Origin of the sequence: Salinimicrobium sediminis (assembly GCF_900215295.1) — a bacterium.
GTDB classification, from domain to species: Bacteria; Bacteroidota; Bacteroidia; order Flavobacteriales; family Flavobacteriaceae; genus Salinimicrobium; species Salinimicrobium sediminis.
On the sequence record NZ_OCMF01000003.1, the window covers coordinates 337,119 to 359,573 of the forward strand.

Consider the following 22,455-nt stretch of genomic DNA (forward strand, 5'->3'; position numbering starts at 1 on the left):
TTAATACAACAAATACCTCTCCCTTACCACTTTAAAGTCTTCAAGTCCTTCGGTCCAGGTGTCCCTGATCTCTTCTGCAGTCATCCCCTTTTCAATCTGCTCCTGAAGCTTTGTGGAGCCGGCGAGTTTGGTGAAAAAAGCATTGAAGAATTCCTCTTTTTGGGAAGTATTGTTATAAGCTTCGATAAGCCACTCAAGATTTAAACTGGCAAGACGTGGCTCTTCAGAAAGGTCTTTTCCGTAGCAGGTTTTGCCCAGGTGCTTCGGATTTTTAGCGCCTTCATTGGATTCCGGTATGTATGAGAAGGTGTATTTGTCTTCAGGAAGATAAGGGGAGCCAAAGACCTGGAACTGCTTTTGGGTTCCGCGGCCGGCATTTACATTGGTGCCTTCGAAAAAACATAGACTTGGATAAAGATTTATTGCCTTTGCATTTGGCAAGTTGGGGGAAGGTTTGATAGGAAGGTCATAAGGTTCATTCCTGTCATAGCCTTGCATTTTGATCACCTGTAACGGAGTCTGGACGCCATTTTTCAGCCATTTTTCGCCGTTGGTCATTTCAGCATATTCTCCTATGGTCATTCCATGGACAACAGGAATTGGATGCATTCCCACAAAACTCTGGTGTGTTGTATCCAGCACCGGACCGTCAATATAATGACCGTTTGGGTTTGGTCTGTCGAATACCAGGACCTGAAGATCATTTTCCGCAGCTGCTTCCATGACGTAGTGCAGGGTAGAGATATAAGTGTAGAAGCGAACTCCCACATCCTGCAGGTCAAAAATAAGGATATCAAGGTCCTCCAGCTGTTCGGCCGAAGGTTTTTTATTGTTTCCGTAGAGGGAGAAGACGGGGAGGCCTGTTTTTGGGTCCTTACCGTCCTCAATGACTTCCCCGGCGTCGGCAGTTCCGCGGAAGCCGTGTTCGGGAGCGAATACTTTTCTTAGATCAACATCAAGAGCCAGCAGGGTATCTACCAGATGTACGTTTCCTGCTTCAGTCTGGATGATACTGGTCTGGTTTCCTACCAGACCTACTTTCTTACCTTTCAAAAGTGGCAAATATTCGGTTGTTCTTTCAGCCCCTGTTTTTAGAGAGGGTTGAACTTCGGCCTGTACGTCTTCAGCAATTGCAACTGACTTAGACTCGGATTTGTTTCCGCAGCCGGTGGCGGTGATAAGTAGGAATAAAAATGTACTTTTGAAAAATCTTAAACTCATAGCTACTCTTGGATCTTGAATTTTTTATTGCAAAACGCCTCGTAAGCTCGAAGCAACACAAAAGTAGCATATCGGCACCTATTATAAAAATTGCAATTGTAGCTATTGCAATTGGGGTGATCATGATGCTGGTGGCTTTTGCAACGGGAATTGGGCTTCAGCAAAAAATTAGGGAAAAGATGAGTGCCTTTACCGGTCATATCACAATCTCGAGCTATGACAATAACAATTCCCAGGTTTCTTTAATGCCTATTTCCACGGATCAGGACTTTTACCCTGACTTTACTTCTGTTGAAGGAATTGAACATGTTCAGGCCACAGGCTACATTGGCGGAGTAATACGCACTGCGACCGACTTTGAGGGAATCATTGTCAAAGGCGTAGGTACAGATTATAACTGGGACTATTTTAAAGATTTCCTGATTGAAGGAGAACTGCCTGATCTTTCGGGAGGATTAAACGACGAGATCCTCATGTCTTCGTATACGGCCAATAGGCTGGGCCTGGGAGTAGGGGACAAAGCAGTGACCTATTTCTTGAGGGATGACAGCAGTAAAACGCCGCTTACCAGAGCCTTTGTGATCAAGGGGATCTACAATTCGGGCTTTCAGGAATTTGATGAGCTTTACATGATAGCCGATATTCGGCATATCCAGCGGCTAAACCGCTGGGAGAAAGATCAGGTTGGAAATTTTGAGGTGTTTCTGACGGATTTTAGTGAGCTGGAAGAAAAAGGGCAGGAGATCTATGAAAATACAGATTCCTTCCTTGATACCCGCACCATAAAGCAGCAATATTATTCCATTTTTGAATGGTTATCTCTGTTTGACTTCAATATTGCATTGATCATTGGGATCATGATCCTGGTTGCGGGAATTAATATGATTACTGCTTTACTGGTACTTATCCTGGAACGTACGCAAATGATAGGGATCCTTAAAGCTCTTGGAAGCAGTGACTGGAGTATCAGGAAGATCTTTTTATATAATGCCGGATATCTAATCGTTCTTGGGCTTTTTTGGGGAAATCTCATTGGATTAGGCCTACTTTTCGCACAGAAATACCTGAAACTCATTCCGCTTAACCCCGAAACCTATTATGTGACAGAGGCCCCGGTTTATATAGGCTGGGAATACATTGTGGGGGTAAACCTGGGGACCTTGTTCCTGTGCATGCTCATGCTGCTTATTCCTTCTTATATCATTACAAGGATCTCGCCGGTAAGGGCGATGAAGTTCGATTAAGAAAAGTTTCAAAAATGTCATTTTGGGCACCCCTTTTGTGTCCTTTTAAAAGCTGCTTTTTTTCTTACCTTTGCAGCCGAAAATTTTTGAAATGGAATACGCTGAAAACATACTGGGTACTATCGGAAATACTCCTCTCGTTAAGATCAATAAATTGACAGAAGGTATAGACGCACTGGTGCTTGCAAAATATGAAACCTTTAATCCTGGAAATTCGGTAAAGGACCGCATGGCGGTGAAGATGATCGAGGATGCCGAAGCCGCCGGACTTCTAAAACCCGGAGGGACCATTATTGAGGGAACTTCCGGAAACACCGGGATGGGACTTGCCCTTGCTGCCATTGTAAAAGGTTATCGCATGGTTTGTGTGATGGCCGATAAACAATCCAAGGAAAAAATTGACATTTTACGCGCGGTAGGAAGCGAAGTGGTGGTTTGTCCCACCAATGTGGCGCCAGATGATCCTCAATCCTATTATTCCACTTCTAAACGTCTTGCTGAAGAAACTCCAAACTCCTGGTACGTTAATCAGTACGACAATCTTTCGAATACTAAAGCTCATTATGAAAGCACGGGACCTGAGATCTGGAGACAGACCGATGGAAAAGTGACTCATTTTGTTGTTGGGGTTGGTACGGGCGGAACAATTTCGGGCGTTGGAAAATACCTGAAGGAACAAAATCCGAACGTTAAGGTTTGGGGCGTGGACACCTATGGCTCTGTTTTTAAGAAGTACCACGAGACCGGGGAATTCGATGAAAACGAGATCTATCCCTATGTGACTGAAGGGATTGGAGAGGATATCTTGCCAAAGAATGTGGATTTCAGCATCATTGACGGCTTTACAAAAGTAACCGATAAGGATGCGGCTATCTATACTCAAAGACTTGCCAAAGAAGAGGGAATGTTCCTCGGGAACAGTGCAGGAGCTGCTATAAAAGGTTTGCTTCAGCTAAAAGAGCATTTTAAGAAGGATGATGTAGTAGTGATCCTTTTCCATGACCACGGCAGTCGCTATGTGGGTAAAATGTTCAATGACGACTGGATGCGGAAAATGGGATATATAGAATAAGAGTCAAGAGCCTAGAACCAAGAAGCTAGACTTAATTTAAATAAGTTTTAAAGAGCTGTCTATTCAGGCAGCTTTTTTCTTTTCTGAAATTATTGGAGGATCATCTTTCCTTTGAACCAGCCAGAATGCAAATGCACCGGTAAAATAGAGCAGTACGTCCACGACATCAGCCGTGTATCGCTGAGTAACTTCCGGCAGGTAGAGTTCGAAATAAAGCGAATAAAAAGCTGCCAGGGAAAAGGCCGAAAAAAGGGAAATTTTGAGCTGTTCTTTTCTGCTGAATTTTCTGATCAAAAAGAGACAAATTCCCAGAACTACGGGCATACACAGCAGATCATTCAGGTAGGATGAAAAGAACTCCGGTAGGAAGAAAAATTTCAACAGGAACAAATTCACCAGGAATAGGCTGCAACATAATATTGAAAAGAGGTAGCTCTTTTTCATAACAGGAAAAGTGCAACAATAAAAGCAAGGGTTCCGCCAATGATCATCACCGCCAGCCATACCTTAAATCCGGCTTTTTTGAGTGCGCCGGTAAAACCCTTTCCCTCTTTTTTCGGAAGAGGAATTTTATTCGAGCTTGAGGTTTTTTTAGATCCTGCTTGCTCATTAAAATCCTTTCTTTTTTCGGGCTGCATAAAACCGGTTTTGTGTTAATATAGAATATTTCCCGGAAATTATTCTGCCCTCATTAAGGTTTAACCCTGAATTAAGATTTAATCCTCCCAGCCCCATGGTGCTGCAGGAGCGGGTACAGGTTTTCTAAGATCAAAGGCAATGGAAAAAAATCTGTCCGTACCTATGCGTCTTAAATTATAGGTAAAAGTGTTGTCATCTAAAGTCACCCACCAAACATTGGTGGCAGCCAAAGGAAGAAGTAGTGCAGTCTCAGGGTCGGCCGGAAAAACCTGGATATCAGAAAGGCCGTAATTGGTGGCTGTGCCGCCGTACATTGTAACCTCGTCATTTGTCCCGTCCTCATGCCGGTGATCATGTTTTAACTGAATTCTTTCATTTTCTTTGCTGAATATCCAGGTTCGGGATCTGTCTTCTCCCACTAAAAAGGGTATTTTTATCAGCTTCTCTTCACAGGACCTCACGTGCATGATGAGTTTTTTTCCGCGGAAAGCATCATCTTGCGGGGCTTCCACCACATAGCCTTCAAAAGCTCTTCCGCAGTACTGTTGTAATGTATTCCAGAATTCAGTCGCAGGATCTGCATCCTGAGCGAAAAAATTCAGACTGGTGACGATAGCTAAGATGGAAAAAATAGTCTTCATGTGTTAAGGTTTTTTGTAAATATAGAAAGACCTTATGCTGCTGCAGAAAAATCTATTTTAGTAGCTTTAATTTTCATTATGAAGAACAAGCTAATTTTAATATTGCTGCTGGTTATAAGCGGTTGCAAAAGCAAAGAACCAGAAAATATCACAGTTCTGGAAGAGGATCCGGTAAGGTTCCTTGCGTTAGGGGATTCCTATACTATTGGAGAAAGTGTGCCTGTACCTATGCGATGGCCTATGCAGCTAGCGGAAAGATTGCGGGAGGAAGGAATAGAAATAGAAGAGCCCAGAATTATTGCCCGGACAGGATGGACTACCGGGGAGCTGTTGGAAGCTATGGAGACGCAGTTAAATAATGAAAAATTTGACCTGGTCTCAGTTTTAATTGGAGTTAACAACCAATACAGAGGCCTTTCTCCCGAAGACTATGAACAAGATCTCCATGAGATTTTTAGAAGAGCGATTCAATTCTCCCAAAATGGTGCCGCAGGGGTTTTTGCAGTGAGTATACCCGATTATGGGGTAACTCCATTTGGTGCCGACAACGAAGAAAAAATAGGAATGGAGCTGGATGAATTCAATAGAATTTTCCAAAAGGTAGCTGCAGAATATGAAATAGATTTTTACAATATCACCCCCATTTCGCGTCGTGCAAAAGAAGATGCATCTCTTATTGCTACAGATGATCTTCATCCCAGTGGTAAGATGTATACCCTTTGGGTTGACCTGATCCTTAATGAAGTGCTGCAAAAAATAGAAACCGATAAATAATTTTTCTGTAAGGATTTTCGTGCTGAAAAAATTATTCTGAGGTTCAGGATGACATGGAATATTTCCTATTTTTATTTCATGCGGGAGGATTATTTACATTATTTGTGGCGGTATCAAAAGCTTGACCATCAGGAGATGAGAACAGCTGATGGACTTCCTGTAAAGGTGATTTCCCCCGGGGCACATAACCTGCTCTCGGGCCCCGACTTCTTTAACTCCAGGGTGCTCATAGGCGATCAGGAATGGGCGGGAAATGTGGAGATCCACCTTCGCTCTTCAGACTGGTATATGCATAGTCATGAAAGCGATCCTGCGTACGATAATGTCATCCTGCACGTGGTGTGGGTTCATGATGTTGAAGTATTCCGCAAGGACAATACCAGTCTCCCGGTTGTAGAAATTTGCCACCTGGTGGCTCCGGAGACTGTTAATTCCTATGAAGATCTCTGTTCAAATAATGGGAATCGATGGATCAATTGTCAAAATGATTTTGGCGAAGTAGATGACTTTTTTTTAAATAACTGGCTTGAAAGACTCTATGTGGAAAGGCTGGAGAAGAAAAGCCTGCTTATAAACCACATTTTTGAAAACCTGGCTGGAGATTGGGAAGCAGTACTCTTTAAAATGTTGGCTAAAAACTTTGGATTAAATATAAACGGTGATGCATTCTTAAGCGTCGCGGCTTCCATTCCTTTTTCTGTAGTGCGTAAGCTTAGAGGAAACCGGTTGCAGCTGGAGGCAATTTTCCAGGGGCAGGCGGGGCTACTGTCAGGAGATTGTGAAGAGCCATATTTTCTCAGCTTAAAAGAAGAATATAATTACCTGCGGAAAAAATTCAGATTAAATGCTCAGGGGGTTTTACCGGTGAAATATTTCAGGTTGCGGCCAGACAATTTTCCGGAGGTAAGGTTAGCACAACTTGCAGGGATTTACAATAAACATGCATCTCTTTTTAATGTCTTGATCAATTGTGCCCAGGCAAAAGATCTTTATAAAATATTGGAAGTGGAGGTCAATGATTTCTGGAAAACCCATTATACCTTTTATAAATCCCATAGTCCCAAAAGAAAGGCCCTGAGCACTAATTTTATGGACCTGTTGATCATCAATACAGTAGTGCCGCTAAAATTCTGTTATGCCAGGAGTAAGGGTAAAGAGGAAGGTTGGGAAGAATTTTCAATGATCGAAGCTGTTGCTCCTGAAGAAAACCAGGTCATTAAAAAATTCAGCTCTTTAAGGCCGCAGGTTGCTGTAAATGCACTTCGATCGCAGGCACTTTTGCAGTTAAAAAACGAGTATTGCGACAAAAATGCCTGTTTAAATTGTGCAATAGGAGTAAAGCTTCTTCAAAGGGAACCTCAATTTTAATATCTTCGCAAGATGCAGAGATGGGTAAATCAAATCAGGAATTTTTTTGAACGACATGGTTTCTATGTCTCCTCTCGTTTTGCAGATAAATTAGGAATGAGGGCAAAAAACGTAAGATTGTTTTTTATCTACCTTTCCTTTGCCACTTTTGGAATAGGGTTCGCAGTTTACTTGACTCTTGCGTTTCTCTTAAAGTTCAAAGACATGATCTATTCCAAACGAACTTCTGTCTTTGATCTTTAATTTTGTACCGAATCTGTCAACGATTAACGTTTTATTTACATTTTAACGCGGCAAAAATTTGAAAACGTTAATATTTTTAGCATCTTGCTTCGCCGAAAATTTCAATTAAACTATTCTAAAACTTCTCTATGAGAAAGGCCCTACTTTCAATTTTTTCTTTGTTCTTTTTGTTTACTGCAACCGCACAGGAGTTGCAGATAAATGCCGATGTTCAAAACCCCACCAGGGAGATCAATGATGGTTTTGTTGAGCTGCAGGTTAATGGAGGAACTCCTCCCTACCAATATAAGTGGTCCAGCCAAAGTACACCATTGGATTCACCCAGGGCAGAAGGCCTGGTTGAGGGAGTGGACTACTCGGTTGTGGTAACCGATGCTGCAGGAAATAAAGCAGAAGAGACTTTTAAAGTTCCTGCCGAGGCAATTACCGAACATTTCAATGGAACTTTTGCTCCTATTGTTGCGAGTATGGGAAGGATCCTCTTTTGGGATCCTTTTTCGGCTATTGGTATTTACGATCCTGTAGTTTATGCCGATTATAAAAGAGTTCCTGCGCCCGAGTGGGAAGCAACCGTGGAAGGTAAGTTTATACTGGAAGAATGGTTGAAGCCGGAAGGTGCTCAGGTAAAAGAAGGAGATCCTATTGCAGTGGTCAACAAAAACGGAGAAAGTATTACGGCTAATGCCAATGCAACAGGTACCCTTAGGTATTTGGTAAAGGAAGGTGGCGTAATTTATAATTCCGAAAATAAGGAGCATGTGATTGAGCAGGGAGCACAATATCTTGCTGCAATCGATTATGAAAATCCAGTAGCTTTAACCCATCCTAATGGGGATTTCCAGCAAAAAGATATTCCATTTATTGTAATATGGCTGGTGCTGGGAGCTTTGTTCTTCACCTTGAGAATGGGCTTTATAAATTTTCGTGGTTTTAAACATGCCCTGCATCTTGCCAAAGGAAAATATGATGATCCAAACGCGCCGGGGCAGGTTACGCATTTCCAGGCGCTTGCTACTGCGGTTTCCGGAACAGTGGGTCTTGGTAACATTGCGGGGGTAGCCGTGGCTGTATCTTTAGGAGGTGCAGGTGCGACTTTCTGGATGATCATTGCAGGTTTACTGGGGATGTCCTCCAAATTTGTGGAATGTACACTGGGGGTAAAATATCGTTTTATAAATAGTGAAGGCCGGGTTTTTGGTGGGCCAATGAACTATTTGCGTTATGGTCTTGAGAAAAGAGGGCAAAAAGGTCTGGGGAAATTTCTGGCCGTATTCTTTGCTATTCTTGCTATTGGAGCCTCCTTTGGAGGTGGGAACATGTTCCAGGCTAACCAGTCCTTTGTAATTCTTGCCGGAGAGTTCCCTATCCTTGCAGGAAACGGATTCATCTTTGGAATAGTCGTAGCAATCCTTGTGGGAATCGTGATCATTGGAGGTATTTCCAGTATCGCAAAAGTGACCGGAAAGATCGTTCCTATAATGGCCGGAATTTACATTCTTGGAGCTCTTATTGTAATTGGGGTGAATATCGAAAACATCGGTCCCGCATTCACTGCAATCTGGGATGGAGCTTTTAGTCCAAGTGCCTTAAAAGGTGGGATTATTGGAGTTCTTATTGTAGGTTTCCAGAGAGCAGCATTCTCTAATGAAGCCGGAGTAGGGTCTGCAGCAATCGCCCATAGTGCGGCTAAAACTCACCATCCTCCTTCTGAAGGGTTTGTAGCTTTATTAGAGCCATTTATAGACACAGTGGTGGTTTGTACACTTACTGCGTTGGTGCTTATCTTCACAGGAATGCATGAAGTAGAGGGAATAGGAGGAGTTGAGCTTACTTCCAGTGCTTTTGGAAGTGTGATTTCTTGGTTTCCCTACGTTTTGGCAACCGCAGTTTTCCTTTTCGCCTTCTCAACCATGATCTCCTGGTCTTACTATGGAATGCGCGCCTGGACCTACCTTTTTGGAAAGAGCAAAAAGACAGAGGTGGTTTACAAAAGTCTTTTCCTTTTCTTCGTTGTAGTTGGAGCCTCAGTTAGTCTTGGTGCCGTCCTCGATTTCTCAGATATGATGATCCTTGCCATGTCCTTTCCTAACATTATAGGACTTTATATTATGAGTGGAGAGGTGAAAAGAGATCTTGATGAATACCGTAAAAAGCTGAAAAGAGGAGAGCTCTTTAGAAAACCAGAAAAAGAGCGGGTGAAGAAAGCTTCTTAAGCCTTCCAGCATAACATGAAAAATTTCAGGTCCCATTTTGTTTTCAACAGAAGTCAGCAAAATGGGATCTTTATTTTGGTAGCGGTCATAATTCTGCTGCAGCTGGTTTATTTTTTCTATCCTTTTTCTTCTGAAGTGGAAGAGGATCCTGAGCATGAAAAGGTGGTCCTTCAGCTGCAAAAGGAAATAGATTCCCTTAAGCAGGTGCGGTCGCAGGAAATATCCATTCCTCTTAAGCCATTCAATCCCAATTTTATTTCAGATTATAAAGGCTATATGCTGGGAATGTCTCTTGAAGAAATTGACAGGCTTCATGAGTATAGGGCGCAGGAGCTATGGGTGAATTCTGCTGAAGAGTTTCAGGAGGTAACAGGAGTTTCAGATTCTTTGCTGAAGATCCTTACACCCTCCTTTAAATTTCCCGACTTCAGGGAGGGTGCTTCCGAAAAAAATAAGGTGTCAAAAAAGGCATTTTCCACACCGCTTCCAAAAACTGATCTCAATGCTGCCACTGCCGAAGAACTTCAGAAAATAAACGGGATTGGAGAAAAACTTTCAGCAAGAATCGTTAATTACAGGAACAGCATCGGAGGCTTCAGGGGGAATGCACAACTCAAAGATGTATACGGCTTATCACCACAGGTCATCGAAAGCCTGCTGCAAAGGTTTGAAGTAAAGCCTTCAGCAGTTGAAAAGCTTGATATAAATGCTATCACGCTGATGCAGCTCGTAGAAATTCCTTATTTGAATTATGAGCAGGCAAGGGCTGTGGTGAAATACAGGGAAGAGGTAGGAAAGATCGAAAGTTTCGATGAACTGTTAGAGATAAAGGATTTTCCCGTAGATAAATTAGACAGAATTAATTTATATTTGACGATCAACCGGGAAAATTAAGTTTTTCTCATCCCCAAAAATTTTCAGGTTAAAGAAAACAACATTCAGAAAACAACTTTATGAACAGCAGATATTTTACAGAAGAGCACGAATTATTCAGGAAAAGCTTCCGGGAATTTTTACAAAAGGAGGTGGTGCCGCATATTGAGAAATGGGAAAAAACCGGCACTATTGAGCGTTTTATCTGGAAGAAATTTGGGGACATGGGCTACTTTGGACTCAATTATCCGGAGCAATACGGCGGACTCAATCTGGACATTTTTTATACGGTGATCTTTCTCGAAGAATTACAAAAGATCAACAGCGGCGGATTTGCTGCTGCAATGTGGGCACATGCTTATCTTGCCATGACTCATGTTGCAAAAGAAGGCGATGAAGCTATTAAGGAAAAATATCTTACAGGCAGTATAAGCGGTGATCTAATTGGTTGTCTGTGTATCACTGAACCCGCAGGGGGAAGTGATGTAGCCGGAATGAAGACTACAGCCGTTAAAAAGGGTGATAAGTATGTGATCAATGGATCAAAAACCTTTATCACCAACGGGGTTTATTCAGATTATTTGGTAGTGGCAGCCAAGACAAACCCGGAATTAAAGAATAAAGGGATGAGTATCTTTATCGTGGACCGCGATACTCCCGGAATTTCTGCTACCAAACTTGATAAATTGGGATGGAGAGCGTCGGATACTGCCGAGATTGCTTTTGATAATGTAGAGATCCCGGCTTCCAACTTAATGGGAGAAGAAGGCAAAGGTTTCCCTTATATCATGCAACACTTCGCCTTTGAGAGGCTTATTATGGGGATCAATGCGCATGCCCGTGCTCAATTCGCAATAGATTATACATTGCAGTACATGAGCGAAAGAGAAGCTTTTGGCAAGACTATTAATAAATTCCAGGCACTGCGCCACAGCATGGCCGAAATGGCAAGTGAGGTGGAGATGGCGACAGAATTTAATTATTCCATTGCCGAAAGAATGAAACGAGGGGTCTACGTAGTTAAAGAAGCCAGTATGTCAAAACTTTTATCTACCAAGATCGCAGATGAGGTGATCTACAAATGTCTTCAGTTCCTCGGGGGGTATGGATATATGGAAGATTACCCATTGGCAAGACTTTCAAGAGATAGCCGTTTAGGTCCAATTGGGGGTGGAACTTCAGAGATCCTAAGGGAGATCATTGCTAAGATGATCATCGATGGGAAGGAATATAAGCCGGCAGCGGAATAATTCAAGATTCAAAATTCAAGATTCAAAATACTCCGGATCTTGGAATTTGGTTCCTGGAATTTGTTGGTTGAACTACGATGTTTGAAATAAATTAAAATTAAATAATCGAATAATTGCGGGTTTAGAGATTTCAATTATCTTTGCACCTTAATTTTTAAAGAAAGGAGGTGACACTATGTTAATTATACCAGTTAAAGACGGAGAGAATATTGATAGAGCGCTGAAGCGTTTCAAGCGTAAATTTGATCGTACAGGCACTATGCGCCAGTTGAGAGATCGGCAGGCATTCACAAAACCGTCAGTAGAACGTAGGGCTCAAATCCAAAAAGCTGCTTACATTCAGCATCTAAGAGATCAGGAAGAGATCTAGTATCAATTCCTAAGCCTGAGTTCTTAGGTATACAATAATAACTGTTGGTAGGTCAAAGTTTTCTAACTTTGCCTGTCAACAGTTTTTTTATGCCCCAAAGCGACTTTTCAAAATTCTTCGATTACCTGGAATTCGAAAAAAAGAATTCAGTACATACCATTACTGCCTATCGGGCCGATCTTTTGACTTTTGCTGATTTTATTTCCTCCACATTCGGGAAGGAAGATCTTAGAGAGGTAAATCCATCCCAGGTGAGGAGTTGGGTAGTAAACCTGGTGGAACAGGGGCTTTCGAATTCCAGTGTAAATCGTAAGGTGTCTTCAATAAAAGCGTACTACCGATTTTTATTAAAAACAAAGCAGCTTGAGGTTTCTCCTTTGGCAAAACACCGGGCTTTGAAAACGACACGCAAGTTACAGGTGCCATTCTCGGAAACAGAAATAAACACTGCGCTGCAAAAAATCCCGGCCGAGGGTTTTGAGGAGCTTCGGAATAAATTGATGGTGGAGCTATTCTACTCAACCGGAATACGCCGCAGTGAATTAATTGGAATTAAACTGGGAGATATTGACCTTTCTTCGGGTTTATTGAAGGTGAAAGGGAAGGGGAACAAAGAGCGGTTCATACCTTTGTTGCCATCTGTAAAGGCCGGCATTACTGATTATCTTAAGGAGAGAGCGGGTGTCAAAAATGGCAATTCCGGAGACCATTTTTTTCTCACTGCAGCAGGCGTTAAAATGTATGATTCCCTTGTTTACAGAACAATTAATAATTACTTTAGAGGAGTCTCGAGTAAGCTAAAACAGAGTCCGCACATCCTGCGTCACTCTTTTGCCACTCACTTGCTGAACCAGGGTGCTCATATAAATGCTGTTAAAGAACTTTTGGGGCATTCGAGCCTTGCTGCTACCCAGGTTTATACTCATAACAGCATGGCCGAGCTTAACAGGGTCTACAACAGTGCGCACCCCCGGAACAGAAAGAAGGGATCTTAGTAATCGTTTAACTAAATTTCAATTATTATGAAAGTTAACTTACAGTCCGTAAACTTCCACGCCGATCAAAAACTTGTAGATTTTATTCAGAAAAAGCTGGACAAGCTGGAAAGCCATTTCGAAAATGTAATTTATGCAGACGTATTTTTAAAGGTTGAAAAATCCAGTGATAAGGAGAATAAAATTTCAGAAATATTATTAAGTATTCCCGGAGACGAGATCATATGTAAAAAGAGAGGGAGAAAATTCGAAGTAGGTGTAGATGAATGTGTTAATTCTTTGGAGCGCCAACTTCAAAAACGGAAAAGAAAATTTAATGTGCAGGTAGCGTAAAAAAGTTTTCTCAAAAATTTTGAGAACAGAATTAAATTTATACATTTGCAGTCCGTTAGAAATAGCGGACTTTTTTTGTGAAAAAAGGTAGTTAAAGGCCGATGTAGCTCAGCTGGCTAGAGCAGCTGATTTGTAATCAGCAGGTCGTGGGTTCGAGTCCCTCCATCGGCTCTGAAAAACCGCAGAAATGAGGTTTTTAAAGTTCTTGAAATTTTGAATTAAAAAGCTTTGGCGGGTAAATTAATTTTCAGTTAATTTGCGGCTTCAAAAATTAGCCATTCCAAAGTGATGGTTCTCTGAAATATTGAAAAGGTAAAAATTGGGGAGATACTCAAGCGGCCAACGAGGACAGACTGTAAATCTGTTGTTTTATAACTTCGCAGGTTCGAATCCTGCTCTCCCCACCACTTTAAATTCCAAACTACAAATTCCAAATACCAAATTGGGATTTGGTGCTTGAGACTTGGAATTTAAGAATTGCGGGAGTAGCTCAGTTGGTAGAGCGTCAGCCTTCCAAGCTGAATGTCGCCGGTTCGAACCCGGTCTCCCGCTCTAGGCTTTCTTTTGAAGGCTGGAGTTAAGAAGGAAGTTTGCTTCTTTTTAGCCCTTAAGATTCTCACGCTACGGCGTGTTTTTCTGCTAGGAAAAATTAGCAGCTTTTTTAGAACCTTTAGTTGTCTCCCCCAAACACAGCTTTGTTGGAGGTGACTTTTTTTGCCGACGTAGCTCAGGGGTAGAGCGTTTCCTTGGTAAGGAAGAGGTCATGGGTTCAATTCCCATCGTTGGCTCGAGATTTTGTATAAAATTGAACACTAATATATAACTAAGATTAAATAAGTATTAATTATGGCAAAGGCAACTTACGATCGGTCCAAGCCGCACCTTAACATAGGTACGATTGGACACGTAGATCACGGAAAAACAACTTTAACAGCAGCGATTACTAAGGTAATGGCTGATGCCGGTTATTCAGAAGCTAGATCTTTTGATCAGATTGATAACGCTCCGGAGGAAAAAGAGAGAGGTATTACCATCAACTCTTCACACGTAGAGTATTCAACTGCAAATCGTCACTATGCACACGTTGACTGTCCAGGTCACGCCGATTACGTGAAGAACATGGTAACTGGTGCTGCTCAAATGGACGGTGCTATTCTTGTAGTTGCGGCTACAGATGGTCCAATGCCACAAACTCGTGAGCACATTCTTCTTGGTCGCCAGGTAGGTATTCCAAGAATCGTTGTGTTCCTTAACAAAGTTGACCTTGTTGATGATGAGGAGCTTCTTGAGCTAGTGGAAATGGAAGTAAGAGATCTTCTTTCTTTCTATGAATATGATGGAGATAACGGACCTGTAATTTCAGGATCTGCTCTTGGTGCTCTTAACGGAGATGAGAAATGGACAAAAACTGTTCTTGACTTAATGGAGGCTGTTGACAGCTGGATCGAAATGCCAGAGCGTGATGTTGATAAGCCATTCCTTATGCCTATCGAGGATGTATTCTCTATTACTGGTCGTGGTACTGTTGCAACCGGTCGTATTGAAACTGGTGTTGCAAACACCGGAGATCCTGTAGAGATCATTGGTATGGGTGCTGGAAAACTTACTTCTACTATTACAGGAGTTGAGATGTTCCGTAAGATCCTTGACAGAGGTGAAGCCGGTGATAACGTTGGTATCCTTCTAAGAGGTATTGAGAAAACTCAGATCTCAAGAGGTATGGTAATCACTAAGCCAGGATCTGTAACTCCACACGCTAAATTCAAAGCTGAGGTTTATATCCTTAAGAAAGAAGAAGGTGGACGTCACACTCCATTCCACAACAATTACCGTCCACAGTTCTACGTACGTACAACAGACGTTACAGGAACAATTTCTCTTCCGGAAGGAGTAGAAATGGTAATGCCTGGGGATAACTTGACTATTCATGTTGAATTGATCCAGCCAATCGCAATGAACGTTGGTCTGCGTTTTGCTATCCGTGAAGGTGGTAGAACAGTAGGAGCTGGACAGGTTACTGAAATCTTAGACTAATTATTAAGTCTATCATATAAAGTTGAGGTATTCACCCCGGTGAATGCCTTGACTTATATATACGGGTTTAGCTCAGTTGGTAGAGCACTGGTCTCCAAAACCAGGTGTCGGGAGTTCGAGTCTCTCAACCCGTGCATAAAAAAAGAGGGATCACAAACCTCTTTTTTCAGAAACATATTGATCAACTACATGGCCATCGAAATTCTTCCAAAGAAAAGGGGTAGTTACGGGAGCCAAAGCTTAATGGAAGTTAAGCAATAAAAATTGAATACCATGGCGGGAATAGCAAATTACGTTTCAGAGTCCTATAATGAATTAAAGAACCACGTGACCTGGCCTACCTGGGCAGAAGCTCAAAGACTTACTATCGTGGTGGTTGTGTTCTCAATAATCTTTGCATTATTGATCTGGGGTGTGGATACTGTTTTTAGCGGTGTGATAGAGCAATATTTTGAATGGATTAAATCGTAAAAATTATTGCTATGGCAGAGGTGAAAGACAAAAAATGGTATGTAGTTCGTGCCGTTAGCGGACAAGAGAATAAAGTTAAGGAATATATTGAGCGCGAAATCGCTCATGAAGGCCTGGAGGATTTTATTGAAGAAGTGCTTGTTCCTACAGAAAAGGTCATTCAAATACGCAATGGCAAAAAGGTCAATAAAGAAAGAGTTTACTTCCCCGGGTATGTAATGATCTTAGCCAATATAGGCGGAGAGATCCCACACATTATCAAATCTATAAACGGTGTTATTGGATTTTTGGGCGAGACAAAAGGAGGAGATCCTGTGCCTTTAAGAAAATCTGAAGTTAACAGAATGCTTGGTAAAGTGGATGAACTTTCTGTGAAAGCAGATAATGTTGCAATTCCATTTACCATTGGTGAAACTATAAAAGTAATTGATGGTCCTTTTAACGGCTTTAACGGAACTGTTGAAAAGATCAATGAAGAGAAGCGTAAGCTTGAGGTGATGGTGAAGATCTTTGGTAGAAAGACACCATTGGAACTAAGTTATATGCAGGTAGAAAAAGTATAATAACTGTTACACTATATATTTTTGGATAGTTTTAGTATGCTTCCACTAACAAAACTATCGTCTTAAAATTAATAAAATGGCAAAAGAAGTAAGTAAGGTTGTTAAGTTACAAGTTCGCGGAGGTGCTGCTAACCCATCACCACCAGTTGGACCAGCTTTAGGTGCTGCCGGAGTTAATATCATGGAGTTCTGTAAGCAATTTAACGCCAGAACTCAGGATAAACAGGGGAAAATACTTCCTGTTGTAATTACAGTTTTTAAAGATAAGTCTTTTGACTTTGTAATTAAGACTCCACCGGCTGCAGTTCAAATCATGGAAGCTGCAAAAACAAAAAAGGGTTCAGGGGAACCGAACCGTAAAAAAGTAGCCAGTGTTTCTTGGGATCAGGTAAGAGCCATTGCTGAAGATAAAATGACAGATCTAAATGCATTCACAATTGAGTCTGCAATGAAGATGGTGGCAGGTACAGCAAGATCTATGGGAATTACTGTAAAAGGACAGGCACCTTTTTAATCCAAAAAGAAATTAAAAATGGCAAGATTGACTAAAAAGCAAAAGGAAGCACAGTCTAAACTTGAAAAAGGTAAAACTTATTCGGTTGCAGAAGCTTCAGCTTTAATAAAAGAGATTTCCAACGTAAATTTTGATCCTTCTGTGGATATCGCCGTTCGGTTGAACGTTGATCCCCGTAAAGCGAATCAAATGGTGCGTGGCGTTGTTACCTTACCACACGGTACAGGTAAGGATGTAAAGGTTTTGGCTCTTGTGACTCCAGATAAGGAGGCAGAAGCTAAAGAAGCCGGCGCAGATTATGTTGGACTAGATGAGTACCTTGAAAAGATCAAAGGAGGTTGGACAGATGTTGATGTGATCATCACTATGCCCAGCGTTATGGGGAAACTTGGACCATTAGGACGTATCCTTGGACCAAGAGGTTTAATGCCTAACCCAAAGACCGGTACTGTTACTATGGACGTAGCAAAAGCTGTATCTGATGTAAAAGCCGGTAAGATCGATTTCAAAGTAGATAAGACAGGTATTGTTCATGCCGGTATTGGAAAAGCATCTTTTGATGCAGAGAAAATAGCAGGTAACGCAAGAGAATTATTAACTACCCTGGTAAAATTAAAACCTACGGCGGCTAAAGGTGTATATATTAAAAGTATCTACATGTCCAGCACTATGAGCCCTAGCGTTGAAGTTGATACCAAAAGGTTCACTGAGCAATAATATTATTAGATTATGACAAGAGAAGAAAAATCAAGAGTAATTGAAGATTTAACTGCCCAGTTAGCTGATAATACTACTATTTACCTGGCCGATATTTCTGGCTTGAACGCCTTGAATACGTCAAATTTACGTAGAGCTTGTTTTAAGGCAAACGTAAAGCTTGCGGTAGTTAAGAACACACTTTTGGCTAAGGCCATGGAGAGTTCAGATAAAGATTTTGGAGAACTTCCTTCAGTATTGAAGGGAAATACTTCGATCATGTTTTCTGAAACTGGAAATGGACCGGCTAAAGTAATTAAAGAATTCAGAAAAAAATCTGATAGGCCTTTACTAAAGGGCGCGTTTATTGAAGAGGCTATCTTCATTGGAGATGATAAACTGGATACCCTGGTTAGCATCAAATCTAAGGAAGAAGTTATTGGAGATATCGTTGGATTATTACAATCACCTGCCAAAAATGTTATTTCGGCACTTAAATCTGGTGGTGGTAAGATCGCAGGAATTCTTAAGACCCTTTCAGAAAAGGAAGGATAATATAGTACGCACTTTTTAACAAACATAAATTACATTACATTTTAAAAACGATAGAAAATGGCAGATTTAAAAGATTTCGCAGAACAATTGGTTAACTTGACAGTAAAAGAGGTTAATGAGTTAGCTGATATTTTGAAAAACGAATACGGGATTGAGCCTGCTGCTGCAGCTGTTGCTGTTGCTGGTGGTGCTGCCGCTGGTGGTGAGGAAGCCGCTGAAGAGCAGTCTGAATTTGACGTAATCCTTAAAGCTCCGGGTGGATCAAAACTAGCCGTAGTGAAATTAGTAAAAGAACTTACCGGTCTTGGCTTGAAAGATGCTAAAGAATTGGTAGATGGTGCTCCAAAACCAGTAAAAGAGGGAGTTTCTAAAGACGAAGCTGAAGCATTAAAAGCACAGTTAGAAGAAGCAGGAGCTGAGGTTGAGCTTAAGTAAGCTAAACCAACACACACTTATAGGTTTAGACCCGGAGATTAGGTTCTCTGAGGTCTAAACCATTTTGCGTATATAAACATTTCCGGTTTATTTCGCACCTATTTTTTTAATATAACATAATTCCGTCCATTGATGTTAGCAACGCAAACTGAAAGATTGAGTTTCTCTTCTGTAAAGAACAGGCCTGCTTACCCCGACTTTCTGGATATCCAGATCAAGTCATTCCAGGACTTCTTTCAACTAGAAACAAAATCAGAAGAAAGAGGAAATGAAGGTTTATACAACACCTTCATGGAGAACTTTCCCATTACGGACACCCGTAACCAATTCGTACTAGAATTTTTAGACTATTTTGTGGACCCGCCGCGATACTCTCTTCAGGAATGTATCGAACGTGGATTGACCTATAGTGTACCGCTTAAAGCACGGTTAAAGCTTTACTGTACAGACCCCGAACATGAGGATTTTGAAACTATTGTTCAGGATGTGTACCTGGGGACTATTCCTTACATGACCCCAAGCGGGACCTTTTGTATCAATGGAGCTGAGCGCGTAGTAGTTTCTCAGTTGCACCGGTCTCCCGGCGTATTCTTTGGACAATCCTTCCATGCAAACGGGACAAAACTTTATTCTGCCCGTGTTATTCCTTTTAAAGGATCCTGGATTGAATTCGCTACCGATATTAACAGCGTGATGTACGCTTATATCGATAGAAAGAAAAAATTACCCGTTACCACTCTTTTCCGTGCGATAGGATTTGAGCGTGACAAAGACATTCTGGAGATCTTTGACCTTGCTGAAGAGGTGAAAGTTTCCAAAACCGGACTTAAAAAGGTCCTTGGCCGTAGATTGGCCGCGCGTGTATTGAACACCTGGTATGAAGATTTTGTTGATGAGGATACAGGAGAGGTAGTTTCAATTGAACGTAATGAGATCATTCTTGATCGTGATACCGTTCTTGAAAAGGAGCATATTGAAGAGATCGTTGAAACCGGATCAAAAACTATCCTTCTTCACAAAGAGGATAACCAGACCGGAGATTATGCGATCATCCATAACACATTACAAAAAGATCCAACCAACTCCGAAAAGGAAGCGGTTGAACACATATACCGTCAACTTCGTAACGCAGAACCACCAGATGAGGAAACTGCCCGCGGAATTATTGACAAATTGTTCTTTTCAGACCAGCGTTACAACTTAGGTGAAGTAGGTCGTTACAGAATGAACAAGAAACTTGGTCTTGATATCGCTATGGATAAGCAGGTGCTTACCCGTGAAGATATCATTACCATCGTAAAATATCTTATTGAGCTTATTAATTCTAAGGCAGAGGTTGATGATATTGACCACTTGTCTAACCGTCGTGTAAGAACAGTAGGAGAGCAGCTGTCTCAGCAATTTGGTGTAGGTCTTGCCCGTATGGCAAGAACTATTCGTGAGCGTATGAACGTACGTGACAATGAGGTGTTTACCCCGATAGATTTGATCAACGCGAAGACTTTGTCTTCTGTAATTAACTCTTTCTTTGGTACCAACCAGCTGTCTCAGTTCATGGACCAGACAAACCCGCTTGCAGAGATCACTCACAAGCGTCGTCTTTCAGCTCTTGGACCTGGTGGTCTCTCAAGAGAGAGAGCAGGATTCGAGGTGCGTGACGTTCACTATACGCACTACGGAAGACTTTGTCCTATTGAAACTCCTGAAGGTCCGAACATTGGACTAATTTCTTCACTTTCGGCTTATGCCAAGGTGAATTCAATGGGATTCCTTGAAACTCCTTATCGTGAGGTAGTCAATGGAAAAGTGAATGTTACCGATGAGCCAAGATATTTAAGTGCCGAAGAGGAAGAAGACAAGATGATCGCACAGGCGAACATCGCAATGAATGATGATGGTACTATTGAAGCCGAGAGAGTTATTGCGCGTGAAGAAGGTGATTTCCCTGTTGTTGATCCTACCCAGGTTCACTATATGGACGTTGCTCCAAACCAGATTGCCTCTATTTCTGCTTCTTTGATCCCGTTCCTTGAGCATGATGATGCGAACCGTGCTTTGATGGGATCAAACATGATGCGCCAGGCCGTACCTTTATTGAGAGTTGATTCTCCAATCGTTGGTACAGGACTGGAAAGACAGGTAGCTACAGATTCCCGTGTATTGATCAATGCTGAAGGTGAAGGAACTGTAGAATATGTTGACGCAAACCAGATCACTATTAAGTATGACAGAACTGAAGAAGAGCGTATGGTAAGCTTTGATTCTGATTCTAAGGTATATGAGCTGGTAAAATTCAGAAAGACCAACCAGGGTACTTCTATCAACCTGAAGCCAATCGTAAGAGTAGGTGACAGGGTGAGCAAAGGCCAGGTGCTTTGTCAGGGTTACGCTACCGAGGCAGGAGAGCTTGCTCTTGGACGTAACATGAAAGTGGCTTTCATGCCATGGAAAGGTTACAACTTTGAGGATGCGATCGTGATCTCTGAAAATGTGGTAAGAAATGACATTTTTACCTCTATTCACATCGATGAGTATTCTTTAGAAGTTAGAGATACCAAACTTGGTAACGAAGAATTGACCAATGACATTCCGAACGTTTCAGAAGAGGCTACAAAAGACCTTGATGAGAATGGAATGATTCGTATTGGTGCCGAAGTGAAGCCAGGAGATATTCTTATTGGTAAGATCACTCCAAAAGGAGAAAGCGATCCTACTCCTGAAGAAAAACTTCTTAGAGCGATCTTTGGTGATAAGGCCGGAGACGTAAAAGATGCTTCTCTAAAAGCTTCTCCATCTCTTAGAGGTGTGGTAATCGACAAGAAATTGTTCGCCCGTGCCATTAAGGATAAGCGCAAGAGAGCTCAGGACAAGGAAGATGTTGCAGCACTTGAGAAAAAATATGAAGCGAAATTTGCCATTTTAAAGTCTGAACTGGTAGATAAGCTATTCGCTATCATTGGTGGAAAAACTGCTCAGGGAGTGATGAACGACCTTGGTGAGGAGATCCTTCCAAAAGGTAAAAAGTATACTCAGAAAATGCTTAACGCAGTTGATGATTATACTCACCTTACTCAGGGAACCTGGACAACAGATGAACATACAAACAGATTGGTAGCCGATCTTCTTCACAATTACCGCATCAAGGAAAATGATATTCAGGGTAACCTGAGAAGAGAGAAGTTCACCATTTCTGTAGGAGATGAATTGCCTTCAGGAATTATCAAACTTGCTAAAGTTTACATCGCTAAGAAACGTAAGCTTAAAGTAGGGGATAAGATGGCGGGACGTCACGGTAACAAAGGTATTGTTGCGCGTATAGTACGTCAGGAAGATATGCCTTTCCTTGAAGATGGTACGCCTGTTGATATCGTGTTGAACCCACTTGGGGTACCTTCACGTATGAACATTGGACAGATCTATGAGACTGTTCTTGGATGGGCCGGACAAAAGCTGGGTAGAAAATTTGCTACTCCAATCTTTGACGGTGCAACTATAGACCAGATCAATGAATTGACAGATGAGGCCGGAATTCCAAGATTTGGTCACACTTATCTATATGATGGTGGTACCGGAGACCGTTTTGACCAGCCTGCGACTGTTGGTGTGATTTACATGCTTAAGTTAGGACACATGATCGATGATAAGATGCACGCACGTTCTATCGGGCCGTACTCATTGATCACACAGCAACCTCTTGGTGGTAAAGCTCAATTTGGTGGACAGCGTTTTGGAGAGATGGAAGTTTGGGCACTTGAAGCATATGGTGCTTCTGCAACCCTGCGTGAGATCTTAACTGTGAAGTCTGATGATGTAATAGGAAGAGCCAAGACTTATGAAGCCATTGTAAAAGGGGAACCAATGCCGGAACCTGGACTACCTGAATCTTTCAACGTTTTGATGCACGAATTGAAAGGTCTGGGATTAGATATTAGATTAGAAGAATAAAAAAGT

The 22,455-nt window shown here is 41.8% G+C and carries 23 protein-coding genes and 5 tRNA genes; 24 read left to right on the plus strand and 4 right to left on the minus strand.

Annotated elements, in window-relative coordinates; genetic code table 11:
• Complete coding sequence (locus CRO16_RS12550; RefSeq protein ID WP_097056730.1) at nucleotides 1-1,221, minus strand: exo-beta-N-acetylmuramidase NamZ family protein; 1,221 nt, start codon at nucleotides 1,219-1,221, stop codon at nucleotides 1-3.
• An 8-nt stretch (nucleotides 1,222-1,229) separates the two neighbouring features.
• Here CRO16_RS12550 and CRO16_RS12555 point away from each other — a divergent pair, with 8 nt between their 5' ends.
• Both CRO16_RS12555 and CRO16_RS12560 read left to right on the plus strand, forming a co-directional pair.
• Complete coding sequence (locus CRO16_RS12555) at nucleotides 1,230-2,465, plus strand: ABC transporter permease (protein ID WP_097056731.1); 1,236 nt, start codon at nucleotides 1,230-1,232, stop codon at nucleotides 2,463-2,465.
• 91 nt (nucleotides 2,466-2,556) lie between these two features.
• Nucleotides 2,557-3,537: a PLP-dependent cysteine synthase family protein gene (locus CRO16_RS12560; RefSeq protein WP_097056816.1), complete on the plus strand. Its 981-nt coding sequence runs from the start codon at nucleotides 2,557-2,559 to the stop codon at nucleotides 3,535-3,537.
• A gap of 63 nt (nucleotides 3,538-3,600) precedes the next feature.
• Here the strand turns inward: CRO16_RS12560 and CRO16_RS12565 are convergent, their stop codons facing one another.
• From CRO16_RS12565 to CRO16_RS12575, 3 genes are all read right to left on the minus strand, one after another.
• Nucleotides 3,601-3,918, minus strand: a complete 318-nt coding sequence (locus CRO16_RS12565) for a hypothetical protein (protein ID WP_143544537.1) — start codon at nucleotides 3,916-3,918, stop codon at nucleotides 3,601-3,603.
• A 59-nt stretch (nucleotides 3,919-3,977) separates the two neighbouring features.
• Entirely contained in the window at nucleotides 3,978-4,175 is a 198-nt protein-coding gene (locus tag CRO16_RS12570) for a hypothetical protein (protein WP_097056733.1), read from the minus strand.
• A gap of 78 nt (nucleotides 4,176-4,253) precedes the next feature.
• Entirely contained in the window at nucleotides 4,254-4,817 is a 564-nt protein-coding gene (locus CRO16_RS12575) for a hypothetical protein (RefSeq protein ID WP_097056734.1), read from the minus strand.
• A 78-nt stretch (nucleotides 4,818-4,895) separates the two neighbouring features.
• Between CRO16_RS12575 and CRO16_RS12580 the strand changes: the two genes are divergently transcribed.
• The 22 genes from CRO16_RS12580 to rpoB all read left to right on the plus strand — a co-directional run bounded on the left by CRO16_RS12580 (nucleotide 4,896) and on the right by rpoB (nucleotide 22,449).
• The gene (locus tag CRO16_RS12580) at nucleotides 4,896-5,591 is read left to right on the plus strand and encodes an SGNH/GDSL hydrolase family protein (RefSeq protein WP_097056817.1); all 696 of its coding nucleotides are present in this window, start codon (nucleotides 4,896-4,898) and stop codon (nucleotides 5,589-5,591) included.
• A 78-nt stretch (nucleotides 5,592-5,669) separates the two neighbouring features.
• On the plus strand, nucleotides 5,670-6,959 hold the full coding sequence (locus tag CRO16_RS12585; protein WP_097056818.1) for a DUF2851 family protein: 1,290 nt from the start codon (nucleotides 5,670-5,672) through the stop codon (nucleotides 6,957-6,959).
• 12 nt (nucleotides 6,960-6,971) lie between these two features.
• Nucleotides 6,972-7,202: a PspC family transcriptional regulator gene (locus CRO16_RS16350; protein ID WP_097056735.1), complete on the plus strand. Its 231-nt coding sequence runs from the start codon at nucleotides 6,972-6,974 to the stop codon at nucleotides 7,200-7,202.
• 128 nt (nucleotides 7,203-7,330) lie between these two features.
• Entirely contained in the window at nucleotides 7,331-9,415 is a 2,085-nt protein-coding gene (locus CRO16_RS12595) for an amino acid carrier protein (RefSeq protein ID WP_097056736.1), read from the plus strand.
• Between the two features lie 15 nt (nucleotides 9,416-9,430).
• Nucleotides 9,431-10,309, plus strand: coding sequence for a ComEA family DNA-binding protein (locus CRO16_RS12600; RefSeq protein WP_097056737.1), 879 nt, complete (start codon nucleotides 9,431-9,433; stop codon nucleotides 10,307-10,309).
• A gap of 59 nt (nucleotides 10,310-10,368) precedes the next feature.
• Nucleotides 10,369-11,538 carry an acyl-CoA dehydrogenase family protein gene (locus CRO16_RS12605; protein ID WP_097056738.1) on the plus strand — a complete coding sequence of 390 codons (1,170 nt, stop codon included), beginning with the start codon at nucleotides 10,369-10,371 and terminating at the stop codon, nucleotides 11,536-11,538.
• Nucleotides 11,539-11,713: 175 nt separating this feature from the next.
• Entirely contained in the window at nucleotides 11,714-11,908 is a 195-nt protein-coding gene (gene rpsU, locus CRO16_RS12610; RefSeq protein WP_029035711.1) for a 30S ribosomal protein S21, read from the plus strand.
• An 89-nt stretch (nucleotides 11,909-11,997) separates the two neighbouring features.
• Complete coding sequence (locus CRO16_RS12615) at nucleotides 11,998-12,903, plus strand: tyrosine-type recombinase/integrase (RefSeq protein WP_097056739.1); 906 nt, start codon at nucleotides 11,998-12,000, stop codon at nucleotides 12,901-12,903.
• Between the two features lie 27 nt (nucleotides 12,904-12,930).
• Nucleotides 12,931-13,236 carry a ribosome hibernation-promoting factor, HPF/YfiA family gene (gene hpf / locus CRO16_RS12620; RefSeq protein WP_097056740.1) on the plus strand — a complete coding sequence of 102 codons (306 nt, stop codon included), beginning with the start codon at nucleotides 12,931-12,933 and terminating at the stop codon, nucleotides 13,234-13,236.
• A 97-nt stretch (nucleotides 13,237-13,333) separates the two neighbouring features.
• Nucleotides 13,334-13,407, plus strand: a tRNA-Thr gene (locus CRO16_RS12625).
• A 150-nt stretch (nucleotides 13,408-13,557) separates the two neighbouring features.
• Nucleotides 13,558-13,643: transfer RNA gene (locus CRO16_RS12630), tRNA-Tyr, on the plus strand.
• A 72-nt stretch (nucleotides 13,644-13,715) separates the two neighbouring features.
• Nucleotides 13,716-13,788 (plus strand) — tRNA-Gly (locus tag CRO16_RS12635).
• A gap of 164 nt (nucleotides 13,789-13,952) precedes the next feature.
• Nucleotides 13,953-14,024: transfer RNA gene (locus CRO16_RS12640), tRNA-Thr, on the plus strand.
• A 58-nt stretch (nucleotides 14,025-14,082) separates the two neighbouring features.
• Complete coding sequence (gene tuf, locus CRO16_RS12645) at nucleotides 14,083-15,270, plus strand: elongation factor Tu (protein WP_097056741.1); 1,188 nt, start codon at nucleotides 14,083-14,085, stop codon at nucleotides 15,268-15,270.
• A 61-nt stretch (nucleotides 15,271-15,331) separates the two neighbouring features.
• Nucleotides 15,332-15,404: transfer RNA gene (locus tag CRO16_RS12650), tRNA-Trp, on the plus strand.
• A gap of 139 nt (nucleotides 15,405-15,543) precedes the next feature.
• A complete protein-coding gene (gene secE, locus CRO16_RS12655) occupies nucleotides 15,544-15,741 on the plus strand; it encodes a preprotein translocase subunit SecE (RefSeq protein WP_097056742.1) in 198 nt (65 codons plus the stop codon).
• Between the two features lie 11 nt (nucleotides 15,742-15,752).
• Entirely contained in the window at nucleotides 15,753-16,304 is a 552-nt protein-coding gene (gene nusG, locus CRO16_RS12660) for a transcription termination/antitermination protein NusG (protein ID WP_029035716.1), read from the plus strand.
• 76 nt (nucleotides 16,305-16,380) lie between these two features.
• Complete coding sequence (gene rplK, locus CRO16_RS12665) at nucleotides 16,381-16,818, plus strand: 50S ribosomal protein L11 (RefSeq protein ID WP_097056743.1); 438 nt, start codon at nucleotides 16,381-16,383, stop codon at nucleotides 16,816-16,818.
• 18 nt (nucleotides 16,819-16,836) lie between these two features.
• Nucleotides 16,837-17,535, plus strand: coding sequence for a 50S ribosomal protein L1 (gene rplA, locus CRO16_RS12670; RefSeq protein ID WP_097056744.1), 699 nt, complete (start codon nucleotides 16,837-16,839; stop codon nucleotides 17,533-17,535).
• Nucleotides 17,536-17,547: 12 nt separating this feature from the next.
• Nucleotides 17,548-18,069, plus strand: coding sequence for a 50S ribosomal protein L10 (gene rplJ, locus CRO16_RS12675; RefSeq protein ID WP_097056745.1), 522 nt, complete (start codon nucleotides 17,548-17,550; stop codon nucleotides 18,067-18,069).
• Nucleotides 18,070-18,126: 57 nt separating this feature from the next.
• On the plus strand, nucleotides 18,127-18,504 hold the full coding sequence (rplL, locus tag CRO16_RS12680; RefSeq protein ID WP_097056746.1) for a 50S ribosomal protein L7/L12: 378 nt from the start codon (nucleotides 18,127-18,129) through the stop codon (nucleotides 18,502-18,504).
• A gap of 132 nt (nucleotides 18,505-18,636) precedes the next feature.
• A complete protein-coding gene (rpoB, locus tag CRO16_RS12685; RefSeq protein ID WP_097056747.1) occupies nucleotides 18,637-22,449 on the plus strand; it encodes a DNA-directed RNA polymerase subunit beta in 3,813 nt (1,270 codons plus the stop codon).
• The last annotated feature ends 6 nt before the right edge of the window (nucleotides 22,450-22,455 follow it).

Bases quoted from the DNA above. Each gene is read 5' to 3' on its own strand.
- CRO16_RS12550 (WP_097056730.1), bottom strand. From the start codon at position 1,221: ATGAGTTTAAGATTTTTCAAAAGTACATTTTTATTCCTACTTATCACC.
- CRO16_RS12560 (WP_097056816.1), top strand. From the start codon at position 2,557: ATGGAATACGCTGAAAACATACTGGGTACTATCGGAAATACTCCTCTC.
- CRO16_RS12570 (WP_097056733.1), bottom strand. From the start codon at position 4,175: ATGCAGCCCGAAAAAAGAAAGGATTTTAATGAGCAAGCAGGATCTAAA.
- CRO16_RS12575 (WP_097056734.1), bottom strand. From the start codon at position 4,817: ATGAAGACTATTTTTTCCATCTTAGCTATCGTCACCAGTCTGAATTTT.
- CRO16_RS12580 (WP_097056817.1), top strand. From the start codon at position 4,896: ATGAAGAACAAGCTAATTTTAATATTGCTGCTGGTTATAAGCGGTTGC.
- CRO16_RS12585 (WP_097056818.1), top strand. From the start codon at position 5,670: ATGCGGGAGGATTATTTACATTATTTGTGGCGGTATCAAAAGCTTGAC.
- CRO16_RS16350 (WP_097056735.1), top strand. From the start codon at position 6,972: ATGCAGAGATGGGTAAATCAAATCAGGAATTTTTTTGAACGACATGGT.
- CRO16_RS12595 (WP_097056736.1), top strand. From the start codon at position 7,331: ATGAGAAAGGCCCTACTTTCAATTTTTTCTTTGTTCTTTTTGTTTACT.
- CRO16_RS12600 (WP_097056737.1), top strand. From the start codon at position 9,431: ATGAAAAATTTCAGGTCCCATTTTGTTTTCAACAGAAGTCAGCAAAAT.
- CRO16_RS12605 (WP_097056738.1), top strand. From the start codon at position 10,369: ATGAACAGCAGATATTTTACAGAAGAGCACGAATTATTCAGGAAAAGC.
- rpsU (WP_029035711.1), top strand. From the start codon at position 11,714: ATGTTAATTATACCAGTTAAAGACGGAGAGAATATTGATAGAGCGCTG.
- CRO16_RS12615 (WP_097056739.1), top strand. From the start codon at position 11,998: ATGCCCCAAAGCGACTTTTCAAAATTCTTCGATTACCTGGAATTCGAA.
- hpf (WP_097056740.1), top strand. From the start codon at position 12,931: ATGAAAGTTAACTTACAGTCCGTAAACTTCCACGCCGATCAAAAACTT.
- tuf (WP_097056741.1), top strand. From the start codon at position 14,083: ATGGCAAAGGCAACTTACGATCGGTCCAAGCCGCACCTTAACATAGGT.
- secE (WP_097056742.1), top strand. From the start codon at position 15,544: ATGGCGGGAATAGCAAATTACGTTTCAGAGTCCTATAATGAATTAAAG.
- nusG (WP_029035716.1), top strand. From the start codon at position 15,753: ATGGCAGAGGTGAAAGACAAAAAATGGTATGTAGTTCGTGCCGTTAGC.
- rplK (WP_097056743.1), top strand. From the start codon at position 16,381: ATGGCAAAAGAAGTAAGTAAGGTTGTTAAGTTACAAGTTCGCGGAGGT.
- rplA (WP_097056744.1), top strand. From the start codon at position 16,837: ATGGCAAGATTGACTAAAAAGCAAAAGGAAGCACAGTCTAAACTTGAA.
- rplJ (WP_097056745.1), top strand. From the start codon at position 17,548: ATGACAAGAGAAGAAAAATCAAGAGTAATTGAAGATTTAACTGCCCAG.
- rplL (WP_097056746.1), top strand. From the start codon at position 18,127: ATGGCAGATTTAAAAGATTTCGCAGAACAATTGGTTAACTTGACAGTA.
- rpoB (WP_097056747.1), top strand. From the start codon at position 18,637: ATGTTAGCAACGCAAACTGAAAGATTGAGTTTCTCTTCTGTAAAGAAC.